At 46.9% G+C, this 8,942-nt stretch carries 7 protein-coding genes; 2 read left to right on the forward strand and 5 right to left on the reverse strand.

The window, feature by feature from the left end:
* Positions 1-139 precede the first annotated feature (139 nt).
* From RN22_RS22065 to doeA, 4 genes are all read right to left on the reverse strand, one after another.
* Entirely contained in the window at positions 140-1,654 is a 1,515-nt protein-coding gene (locus tag RN22_RS22065; RefSeq protein ID WP_046307816.1) for an NAD-dependent succinate-semialdehyde dehydrogenase, read from the reverse strand.
* Positions 1,655-1,831: 177 nt separating this feature from the next.
* Positions 1,832-2,311, reverse strand: coding sequence for an Lrp/AsnC family transcriptional regulator (locus RN22_RS22070; protein WP_046307818.1), 480 nt, complete (start codon positions 2,309-2,311; stop codon positions 1,832-1,834).
* 71 nt (positions 2,312-2,382) lie between these two features.
* Positions 2,383-3,390 (reverse strand): N(2)-acetyl-L-2,4-diaminobutanoate deacetylase DoeB, encoded by a 1,008-nt coding sequence (doeB, locus tag RN22_RS22075; protein ID WP_046307820.1) that lies wholly within the window; start codon positions 3,388-3,390, stop codon positions 2,383-2,385.
* Between the two features lie 24 nt (positions 3,391-3,414).
* Entirely contained in the window at positions 3,415-4,602 is a 1,188-nt protein-coding gene (gene doeA, locus RN22_RS22080) for an ectoine hydrolase DoeA (RefSeq protein ID WP_002535736.1), read from the reverse strand.
* Between the two features lie 647 nt (positions 4,603-5,249).
* On the opposite strand from doeA, the gene RN22_RS22085 reads away from it, so the two are divergent.
* On the forward strand, positions 5,250-6,017 hold the full coding sequence (locus RN22_RS22085) for a phosphotransferase enzyme family protein (protein ID WP_046307823.1): 768 nt from the start codon (positions 5,250-5,252) through the stop codon (positions 6,015-6,017).
* Positions 6,018-6,240: 223 nt separating this feature from the next.
* Positions 6,241-8,283: an EAL domain-containing protein gene (locus RN22_RS22090; RefSeq protein ID WP_046307825.1), complete on the forward strand. Its 2,043-nt coding sequence runs from the start codon at positions 6,241-6,243 to the stop codon at positions 8,281-8,283.
* Between the two features lie 50 nt (positions 8,284-8,333).
* Here the strand turns inward: RN22_RS22090 and RN22_RS22095 are convergent, their stop codons facing one another.
* A complete protein-coding gene (locus RN22_RS22095; protein ID WP_046307828.1) occupies positions 8,334-8,804 on the reverse strand; it encodes an FKBP-type peptidyl-prolyl cis-trans isomerase in 471 nt (156 codons plus the stop codon).
* Positions 8,805-8,942 lie beyond the last annotated feature (138 nt).

Raw genomic sequence — 8,942 nt, forward strand, 5'->3', positions numbered from 1 at the left:
GCTGCCCGAAGGGTTCTGCTCTAAGCGTTTTATGCTTTGTTGAGGTGTATTTGCTTAGAATGACTAGGCGGCACACACCTCGCCGCGCCTAAAACGCTTACAGCTAGAACAAAATTTAACCACCAAAGGTCAGCAGCCCCTAGCATCCGCTGGCAGTGTCGAGACCGCCCAGACAGTAGTATTTAATTTCGCTGTATTCATCGAATCCGTGACGGCTGCCTTCGCGCCCAAGACCTGATTGTTTCATCCCGCCGAAGGGAATAGGGTGTCCCGTCATCTTGACGCTATTGACGCTGACCATGCCGAACTCAAGGCCCCGCATTAACTTCCAGATATTGCGAATATCGTGGCCATAGATATAAGCCGCCAAGCCGTATTCAGTGTCATTCGCGGACTCAATCAAGACGTCCAAATCGTCATAGGCGAGCACACCCGCTACTGGGCAGAAGTTTTCCTCGCGGAATACCACCATCTCAGGTGTGACGTTGGTGAGTAGCACTGGGATAAAGAAATTCGCCCCAGGCACTTTCTTGTGGCTCGTGGCAATCAAGGTCGCGCCTTTCGCGAGTGCGTCATCTACCAGCATTTGAGCTTTCTCGGCTGCCTGAGAATTGATGAGAGGGCCAATGTCCGTGGTTTTCTGCATACCGTTCCCCACGCGGAGCTTTTGCATCTCGGTGGCGAAGGCATCGATAAATGCATCGTAATGTTGACGAGGTACATAGATGCGATTCGCCGCCAGACAATCCTGCCCGGAGGTTTGGAACTTAGCATCAATCGCCGCTTTAGCTGCCTGCTTGATGTCCATGTCTGGCAGCACAATGAAGGGGGCATTTCCGCCCAATTCCATCGAACACTTTTTCACTGTGTTTGCACTTTGTTGAAGCAGCAACTTCCCGACCCTTGTTGAGCCGGTAAAAGAGAGCGCTTTGACCTTATCTGACGCACACAGCACTTCAGAGATCATTGGTGCATCGCCAGTGACGACATTGAATACGCCAGCTGGAATACCTGCGCGCTCGGCCAATTCAGCCAAAGCGAGGGCAGAAAAAGGGGTTTCGTTTGCGGGTTTCACCACCACAGTACAACCAATCGCGAGTGCCGCCGCAGCCTTTCGCGTGATCATCGCGTTGGGGAAATTCCAGGGTGTGATGAGGGCAGCGACGCCAATAGGTTCACGCAATGTAGCCAATTGTGCGTGCGGTATATGGCTTGGCATCGTTTCGCCATATGCACGTTTAGCCTCTTCAGCAAACCAACTGACAAAGGAAGCGCCGTAATCGATTTCTCCGCGAGCCTCATCGAGGGTTTTGCCTTGCTCTAGCACCATCAAATGCGCGAGATCTTCACGGTTATCGAGTAACAAGTCGTGCCAAGCCATCAACTTAGTGGCACGGTTTTCTGCGGATAGCGCGCGCCATTTTTTGAACGCTTTGTCTGCGGCATTAATAGCGCTATCTATCTGCGATTTTCGAAGTGCGGTGACGTAACCAATCACGTCTTCATCGGCTGGATTGGTGACTGCGATGTCTTTGTTACCTGCGACCCACTTACCATTGATGTAGGCGAGTTGGCGGAACAGGCGTGCGTCACGTAAGTGGTTGAGCACGGCATCCGTCGCTTTCCCATCATGAGGCAAATTCAATGCGGCCATACGTTGACCTCCCAAAGCAAAATGATGTTCTCAGTAGAACTTTAAGCCAGCATTTGGGAATGGGTTTTCTGTATAAGGGGGGCTGTGGTTGGTGATTTTTCGGATTTTCAGCCGAAAACTTAGTGTTTTTTCTGTGGTGGTTGTAAGTGTCTGAAAAGAAATAGTATTCAATGACGGTTATTCGACAAGGTTGTCGTCGATATCGTGTGATTGCGGTGTTTGTTTGATGGTTTTGGTAACGATGTAGGTGTAGTAGCGCTCTATGCCTAAATCTGACATCAGCCAGCTATCAATCAGGCGTTGGTACTGGTCGATGTCTTTTGCCATGACACGGATGATGTAATCTACTCCACCGCCTGTGGCAAAACAATCTGCTACTTCTGGGCAATCCTGCATGGTTTGTTCGAAACGCTGGAAACTGGTTGCATGGTGCTTGCCGAGTGTCACCTCGACCATCACAGGTGTTTTTTTGGCAAAGATGTCGGCATTGATTTTAGCGCCATAGCCTTCAATGATGCCTGCTTCTTCAAGGCGTTTAACACGTTCCCAGCAAGGGCTGACCGACAAGTTTATGGATTCTGCGAGATTGGATTTAGTGATCCTTCCATCTCTGGATAAGATTTGCAGAATTTTGATGTCATATCGATCAAGCTTCATCCATTACTCCCAGAAAAATAAAGAAAACCACGCTTATAAGCGTGGCATATAGACAGGGGTGGAAGCGAGTTTTATTCGACAGTTTTGGCGATAACCGCAAAAGTATCGCCGATACTGATGTTCGAGACGTGCCGTCTGGCCGCCAGAATGCCTTCAGTGGTAGCGCGATAATAAGCAGGTGTTTGTCCTGTTCGCTCGGTGGAATAAATTCGTGCAATCAGGTCGCCTTCTTTGATCTCATCACCCAGACTTACACACATTTCCAGAATGCCGTTGTGTTCACTTTGTAGGTATGCGTCTTTGTCTGGAATTTCCAGCGAGACGGGTTCACATGGCGGATCAATATAGTTTTTCTGCAAGATACCGCTGTAAACCAGAAAGTTGTGGATGCCACGATCTGCTATCGCGATGGTGTCGGGTGTGGTGGTGCCACCGCCGCGAAGTTCTGTGGTGACGAACACCTTACCGTTGGATTCGACAGCGGTATCGTAAAGCTTGGTGGGGTCCATTTCCTCCATGTAGAAGGTATAAGGCGCGCCAAACAAACGCGCTCCCTCAAAGCACCGAAATTCCTGCGCTTTGTTCTTTAGACGATGTGCTGCAGCAAAGGGGATGATGTCTAATGTTTTGCCGCCAGAATGAATGTCTAATGCCGTATCACACATGGGGATCAGATGACGGGTGAAATAATCCGCCATGCGTTCAGTCATTCCACCATAGGGATGACCGGGAAAGGCACGGTTCATATTGCCATTATCAATCGGAGAAACCCGCGCTGACGCTTGAACTGCTGGCGCATTCATCATTGGGATGATGATGACCCGTCCCAGAATTTGTTTCGGCTTGAGCTTACTGGTGAGCTTTAACAGCGAGGTGATTCCCTCGTATTCATCGCCATGATTACCGCCGGTCAGAAGCGCAGTTTGTCCATCTCCGTTTTTAATGACGGTGATGGGTGTCATTATCGCGCCCCAAGCCGAGTCGTTGTGGGAATAGGGAAGTTTCAGAAATCCATGCTGTACGCCGTCGGCATCAAAATCGACAGTGGCAGATACTGAACTTGGCGGAAGTTTCGGCATAACAGATCATCCCGATTTTTTGAATCAATGCTTAATGAATAGCTGTCGCGGGAAGTCACAGAGTGTCTCAGCGCCGTGTTTTGTGATCACGATGCTCTCTGTGGTCTCCATTCCCCAATCATCCATCCACAATCCGGGCATAAAATGGAACGTCATGCCTTCTTTCAATACCGTGTTGTCGGTTGGACGCAGGCTCATGGTTCTTTCGCCCCAATCAGGTGGATAACTAAGTCCGATAGGGTACCCACAGCGCGAACCTCCGCGGTCAAAGCCGTATTTTTCCATTGTGGCATTCAGCGCCGCCGCAATATCACCGCAGGTGTTACCGGGCCTGGCGACTGCCATACCGGCCTCCAAGCCTTCATTGAGCGCGTCATTGGCACGTTTGAAGTGGTCTTCCGGCTCACCGAGATAGATGGTGCGGGAAAGTGGGCAGTGGTATCTGCGATGAACCCCCGCCATTTCGATAAAGGTGCCTTCACCGGATTTGAATGGCCTGTCATCCCAGGTCAAATGAGGCGCTGATGCGTCTACACCGGAAGGCAAAAGCGGTACAATCGCAGAGTAGTCACCAAAGTGGCCATCATGTCCCATGACCGCATGTTTGTTGATTTCCGCGACAAGAATATGTTTTGGCAGCCCGGGCTCAATAAGTTCGAAAGCCACGCGATGCATGTTTTCCACAATTCTTGCTGCAGCGCGCATGTAGTAAAGCTCTTGGTCTGATTTTTCTGCGCGGCACCAATTCACTAGCCCTGTTGCATCCGCAAAGGAGGCATTAGGAAGATTTTCCTGCAGAGATTCATAGGCTGTGGCACTGAAGTAGTAGTTGTCTTTCTCCACCCCGATACGGCCTCGGTCCCAAAGCTTTTCATACAAAACAGCGTTGGCGAGATATTCCATCGGATGGAGGGGAGGGTTCATCACATAGTGGTCGGGATAGCCGACAACACTCTCGTGGCTCATGTAGACAGTACGCCGAGCGCCATTGGCATCCTGATTTCTTCCAAACCATAGTGGCTCGCCGGCATGGCCAATAACGACACATTGAGGAACGTAAAAAGACCAACCGTCGTAACCCGTTAGCCACGCCATGTTTGAAGGGTCGTGAATGATGAGTAAATCCAATTCACGCTTTTCCATGGCCGCACGAACTTTTGCCAGCCGGACGCTGAACTCATCAAGCGTAAAATTAAGCACAACGTCACTCATGCCCCATGCTCCTTTTGGTACCGCCCATACAGGACGAACGTTGACATACAGAGTCATCGCCAGTTATCGCTATGGGTCTTGTTGGGGCGACTTATCGCTCAGACCAGATAACTGTTTTGCCTCTCAGCTTTGCGCTACCCGTTTTCATTTTTGCTGTGCGGGTGCGCTGCTAGTTTTGTCACCTTTCTCTATTGCTATGTAACGCAAGTTGTTTGCATCTCATTACTTACACTTACACCACTGTTCAAAAAACAGTCAATAATAAATTACTCAATAGTTTGTGCTTATGAGCATTAATCGTAGCTCGACACGGCTGAAAATCTGGGCTTCTCATTATTGATACGTGACTGCGGAATTTCTGATCTTTGCAATCAATCGATAAAAATTAGAGCGAACTTTTATCGAACTCGATACGGTTCAAAGATATAGCAGATAAAATTCGATACTATCCTTGCTTTTGCAGCTTTCTGAACTGATGGAGCGAATGCCAATGTTGAATTGCTAATCACCTTAAATTTATGCCTTTGTTTTTATGCTTAATTTTATTTGGTGATGACGCGGTCCATCATGGTGAGCTTTGTTATTGTTCTGTCTACGCCCATGCTTGTCCTTTGATACGTCGTTGATCGCCAAACACGGAGCCTAAGATGGAAAAACTCCCCGGCGGTCGAGATGGTATTTATCGGGTTCGCAATCAAGTAATCCGACCTACTAATAAAACGACCCAGACGATTCATAGCCTCTTGAACCACCTTCATCTGCAAGGCTTTCATCAGTGTCCTAAACCCATTGCGCTTGACCATGAACATGAAACGGTCAGTTTTGTTGAAGGTCAGGTTTATAACTATCCGCTTATAGGCAATATTGCATCTAAACAGGCGTTAACAAGTGCGGCAAAGTTACTGAGACAAATGCACGATGCGTCTGCTTCTTTTGTCGATAGTTTGAAAGGGAATGAAACCTGGGTGCTCCCAGTACGCAAACCAACTGAAGTGATTTGCCACGGCGATTACGCGCCATACAACCTCGTTCTTAATGGGCAAGAAGTAGTGGGCGTTATTGATTTTGATACCGCCCACCCTGCACCGAGAGTCTGGGATTTAGCCTATGCGATCTATTGTTGGGCACCTTTTAAGACCCATGAATTCGATAAAATGGGGACATTGGATCAGCAGATCGCCCGAGCGGGCATGTTCTGCAAAGCATATGGTGCGACCCAAGATATGTTAATTAATTTGCCTGATGTCATGATCGAAAGATTGCAGGCTTTGGTTTCGTTTATGCGAGAAGAAGCAGAAAAGGGGAACGAGGCATTTCAAAAGAACTTAGAAGATGGGCACCACTTAGCCTACGAGAAAGATATTCAATATATTTCTCAAAATAAACAAATGTTTTTAACTGAATTGACGAAATAAATTAACTATTGGCATGTAATGTCATTGACGGCGATGTCTATTTAAATAGCCTCGCTGTTGGTGTTTCTGATTGGTTGCGAATAATTAATTTTATTAACAGTAAGAAAAATTCTTTTCGTTGAATTAATATTAAATTTCCATCTATTTTCAATTGAGAGCATTTAATCCGACATATATAATCCGACATCTTTTTTGGCCTTGAACCGAGAACCAATTCATCAATATGTGGAAACTGCCTTCTTTAAGGTCTTGTTACGATACCTATGTTCGTGACATCTCAATCGTCTTCCTGCTTCTGCTCCCTCTGACCATTTGTAACGCGATTTCGATATTTGTAGGCCATTTTTTGAACTTTGCGGCAATGCCTGATATTGCGCAAAAGTTTTTCTACTTTTCAAATTTGCTGATTGGAATATATCCAACAGCACTTTGCATTATTACCACTTATTATTTATCGACGAAGCATAATGTTAACCCTATGGTTGTGGTGCCTTATTCGTTGGTAATGTTTATTGCGATTTCTCTGTCCAATGGGTTAGTAGCTGACAATGGCTTGCCGAATAATCCGCTTGTTGCTTTGTTAACTGCGATAGTTGCTGCTATTTGCTGTGTTTCTGCACGAATATATCCACTCGACCCATCGCGACTTGATTTTGTTAGTGCGCTTTATAAGCAAGCGGCTCACTTTTTCGGCTTTCTGCTGTTGACCATATTTTTTAGCCGCGTGACAGGCAGCATCATGCAAAGCTCGACGCTGTTTAAAGATTATCTCAGCTTAGATCCGCTCACGTTTGCTGGTGGCTTGGCGTATCAGTTTGTCTTGGGCCTTTTGGGGTCTGTGGGGATCAATGGTCATAACTTTCTGTTTCGCGCCAAACAGCAACTGTTCGAAGACACTCAACAGAACATTGCGGCGTGGCAGTTTGGTGAAGAACCACTGAATATTCTTAGCCAGGGTTTTTATGATGCGTTTCTGGCCATCGGCGGTTCGGGCAACTCGCTAAGCCTGCTTTTATGTATCCTGTTTTTTTCCCGAGAGAAAAGGCACATTGCGTTGGCGCTTTCAGCGCTACCGTTGGTGATGTTTAACATTAATGAATTGCTGTTGTTTGGTTTGCCAATCATCTTTAACCCGACGCTGATTTTGCCGTTTGTTCTGGTACCCATGGCAAGCTTCATTCTGGTTTACAGTGTTATGGCCTTGGGATTAGTTAACCCTGTTAGCACGATTGTTGATTGGATGACGCCGCCATTCTTGAGTGGATATTTGGCCACCCAAAACAGCCTTGCAGGTACAGCACTCCAGATTGTTGTGATTGCGCTAGGTGTGTTGATTTACCGTCCTTTCTATCTGAACTATGCGGGCAAAAGCTCCACAGACAGTAAAGGTATTCTCCGCAAGATGGAAATTGAACGCAGTACCCTGAAATCATTCTTGGGGGATGTGAATCAGTCGATGGGGAGCTATATCAGCAAACATGAAGTCAGCCAGCGCATCAGCAAAATGATGAATCGCGGCGAGTTCGTCATGTACTATCAGCCTCAAGTTAACGTGAAAGACAGCACTCACTTAGCATTTGAGTCTCTTATTCGATACCGTGATGAACATGGAAACATGATACCTCCGACTTTCATCAACGACTTCCAGATGTTGGGTGCGATTAAGCAACTGGATGGGATGGTGATCGATCTCGTGTTAGCGGATATGAAGACTTTGCCTTTACTAGAACGCTGTAAGGTGGGAGTGAACATTTCCGCAGAGTCGATTTCAGACAGAGATATTGTCGATAGCATTGCAGAGAGGCTGCATTACTACAAAATTCCAGCAACTTCCTTGGAAATCGAGATTACAGAAGAAGCCCTTCTTGAAGACCATGAACTGATCAGCCGCAACATTGATGCGCTGCAACGCCTTGGCGTGAAAGTCGCGATTGATGACTTTGGATCTGGTTATGCGTCTTTCCCTCACTTGCTGAAATACAACTTCGACAAGGTGAAACTGGACCGTTCTTTGTTGCTGAACGTGAAAGAAGAAAGAGGGCAAAACCTCTATCAACTGTTAGCCAAAATCAGTGAAGTAACAGGTTGTGCATTGGTTGCTGAGGGCATAGAAACTGAAACGGAAAAAACGTTCGTAGAAAGCTGTGGCATTGATATCTGCCAGGGATTCTATTTCTCTCGCCCATTACCGCTTGATGAAGCTATTGCCTGGTCTAAGGAGCACACAGAGGCGACTGAGGGCAAAACAATACAATCCGTTGAGTGATAAAAAAGAAGGCCGCGATAAACGCGACCTTCTGCTATTTAGGATATTGATTATTTGAAATCGAGAAGTTCTACTTCGAATATCAGGGTTGAACCTGGTTTTATCGAACCTGCTGACATATTGCCGTAAGCCAGCTCGGCAGGGATGAAGAAGCGCGTTTTACCGCCTTTCTTCATCAATTGAACGCCTTCGGTCCAACCTTTGATAACTTGGTTTAAACCGAACTCGATGGGGTCGCCACGTTGGACTGAACTGTCGAACACTGAACCATCAAGTAGGGTGCCGTGATAATGCACTTTTACGCGAGAAGAGGCAGTCGGTTGCTCATCTCCTTCACCTTCTTCCAAAACCAGATACTGCAATCCAGAATCAGTAGTGATCACGCCTTCTTCCTTGGCATTTTGGGCCAGAAACTCCGCACCGATTTTCTTGTTTTCTTCAGCCGCTTTCTTTGACTTTTGGCGGATAAGGATGATGAAAACAACCATCACGAGGATGACGAGGGGTAAAGCAAAATCCATTGTAACTCTCTCAGTTGATGACCTGGCTGCGCCAGTGGGTAGCATTCATTATTCAAAACTCAGTAACGAATTGGAATACATAGGCTTGTATCTTTATACCCAAACAGCCTGAAGATGCAGGATTCAGCGAGATTGACT

The organism is Grimontia sp. AD028 (assembly GCF_000973155.1).
Lineage (GTDB): Bacteria > Pseudomonadota > Gammaproteobacteria > Enterobacterales > Vibrionaceae > Enterovibrio > Enterovibrio indicus.